Genomic DNA, 2,473 nt, shown 5'->3' with positions numbered 1-2,473 from the left:
TCGCCAACACCGATTCGGGCCGTTTGCGAAGCTCCGTCGATCGAAGGTCATGTTGGTGCCAGCGATGGATGTTTCCGTCCTGGCCGCCGGAGACGAACAACGTGTCACCGGGCAGCGACGCTAGCGGCAAACGATGATCCGGTGCCGGTCGATGTGCGAGAATCTGCGAGACGACGCGGCCGGTCGCCGAAGCTCCTGCATTGGCCGGTGACAGCTGGATCAACTGAATCCGGCCGTCCGAAAAACTCGCGCGCAGCCACATGCCGTTCCCCGCGGCGCAGAGGGAACGCGGATAGGAGACGCCCAGCGGCACTTGTCCCAACAGTTTTCCGCTTTTGAAATCCAAGATGATCAACGATTCTTTGAAACGCTCGCCGGCGACGAGCCACTGGTCATTCCGACCGGCGAAACAGAGGGTTCGCACATTCGTCAGCGGTTGGGTGGCGATGCTGCGGATCTTCGTGCCCGACGTCATGTCGTAAACGGAAATGTCCACACGGGTCGGAACGATCAACATCTTGCTGTCTTGTGTAAACAGCAGACTTTCGTGTCGATGGTCGTTGTCGATGCGGAACAATTCATTGCCTTCGGCGTCACCCACCCAGACTTCGCTGTAACGGGCACCGGCGGCGACAAACCGCCCGTCGGGAGACCAGCGTATCGTTTCGATGCCCGATTCCAGCGGGGGCAAACTGCGAATCAGTGTTCCGTCATCCAGGTTCCAGAACGACACGATCCGGGACTTGCTGCCGGTCGCTGCGGTGCGGCCGTCAGGGGAAATCGCGACCGCTTGAGCGGGTTTCTCGTAGGATCCGATCAATTGCCCGGTGGCATCGGGTGCGTTCAAATCCCAAAGCTTGACGTCCCCCTGATCGTCGACACTGAGCGCCCTCGTTCCGTCTCGCGTCACCGCCAGACCATTGACGGGGGACAAGTTGGCGAAGGAGCCTCGGGTCGGACGAACCGCAATGTTCATCAACAGGTTCGCCAGGTCGGGCGGCGGAGAGATCCCGTCGGTCGGCAGCGGGTCCGAGCGAAGGTCCGTGGTCAAGACATGCAGCCGCTTCAGATTGTCGTTGCGCAACGTTGTCAGGGCGCGCTGCAGCTTCAACGCCTGGAGAAGTTCGACCGCGTGGCGCTCACGTCGTTCACTCTCGCGCCGCGCCGCATCCACCGCCGCCATCTGCCACAGTGAAACCCCAGAGATGACAATCAGGGTGGCCATCGCCAATGTCAACACACTCAGTTCAACCCGGTACTGACGTGCCGTTTTGCGAAACCGATACGCCCAGGACGGCGGGCAGGCCACTACCGGATCGCCATCGAGATACCGCCGCAGATCCTCGGCGAACTCGCTCGCCGACGCGTAGCGCCGTTCGCGATCTCGATCGAGCGCCTTCATCACGATCCAATCCAATTCACGCTTGAGAAGCTTGGCGTCAAAGCCTGTGCCCTGGACGTGTCGGTCCGGGGGAGACGGTTGACCGGTTGGCGGACCGTTGATCCGCTCGCTCGGCCGCGCGGGTTCTCGACGCACAAGCAGGCTGTAGAATTCTTCGATACTGATCTGCTTGAGCGTTTCTCGATCGATCGGGGTGGTGTCGGTCAGCAACTCGTACAAGACGACGCCGATCGAATAGACGTCGACGCGTGTGTCAACATCGTAGTGCGTCCGTTTCGCCTGTTCCGGCGCCATGTAGAGCGGGGTTCCGATCAATTGTGAGCCGTGTGTCAGCAGCGTTCTTCCGGCCAGCTCACCATGCAGCGCTTTGGAGACACCGAAATCGATGACTTTGATGATCGGTTTGCCGTCCTGCACGGTGACCAGAACATTGGTGGGCTTCAGGTCACGGTGAATCACGCCACGCTGATGCGCGTGTTGGACGGCCATGCACAGATCGACACACAGTTCCAACCGTTCGCGTAGACTCAATCCATGCTTTTTGCAGTAGCTGGTGATGGGCAGGCCGCGAACCAGTTCCATCACAAAATACGGGCGGCCTCGCTCGGTCGTACCGCTTTCATAAACCTTCGCGATATTCGTGTGGTCCATCATCGCCAGTGCCTGACGTTCCGCCCGGAATCGGGCGATCACTTCCTCGGAATCCATTCCCGGCTTGATCACTTTCACAGCGACTTCACGTCGGATCGGCTCAGTCTGCACGGCCAGATAGACCGTTCCCATGCCGCCTTCACCGATCACCCGCACCAGACGGTACGCGGGAATGGACGGCGGTTCGAATCGGCTCGGGTCGTGAAAGTCGGCCGTCGTGTTTGAGGCCGACAACCGATCCACACCCGATTCCGTTTTTTGATGGAATAGCTCGGTCTGTTTCTCGTCCCAGTCATCGCTGCCAGTCCCGACGGCCTGACGCAACAAATGATTCGGCTGTTCACGCCGTGCTCGCAAGAGACGCTCGACCTGCTCCCGCAAGGCCGGATCGTCGCGGCACTGCTCGTCGAGAAACGATCG

General features: G+C 60.2%; 1 protein-coding gene. It reads right to left on the bottom strand.

The features are described from left to right. A partial coding sequence (locus ABX749_RS29460; protein ID WP_372899186.1) for a protein kinase occupies nucleotides 1-2,377 on the bottom strand: 2,377 nt, incomplete at its 3' end. Nucleotides 2,378-2,473: the final 96 nt, after the last annotated feature.

Source organism: Stieleria sp. (assembly GCF_041595215.1).
In the GTDB taxonomy this organism is placed as follows: domain Bacteria; phylum Planctomycetota; class Planctomycetia; order Pirellulales; family Pirellulaceae; genus Stieleria; species Stieleria magnilauensis.
Note: the sequence above shows the minus strand (reverse complement) of the source record. Positions and strands in the feature narration are given on the sequence as shown.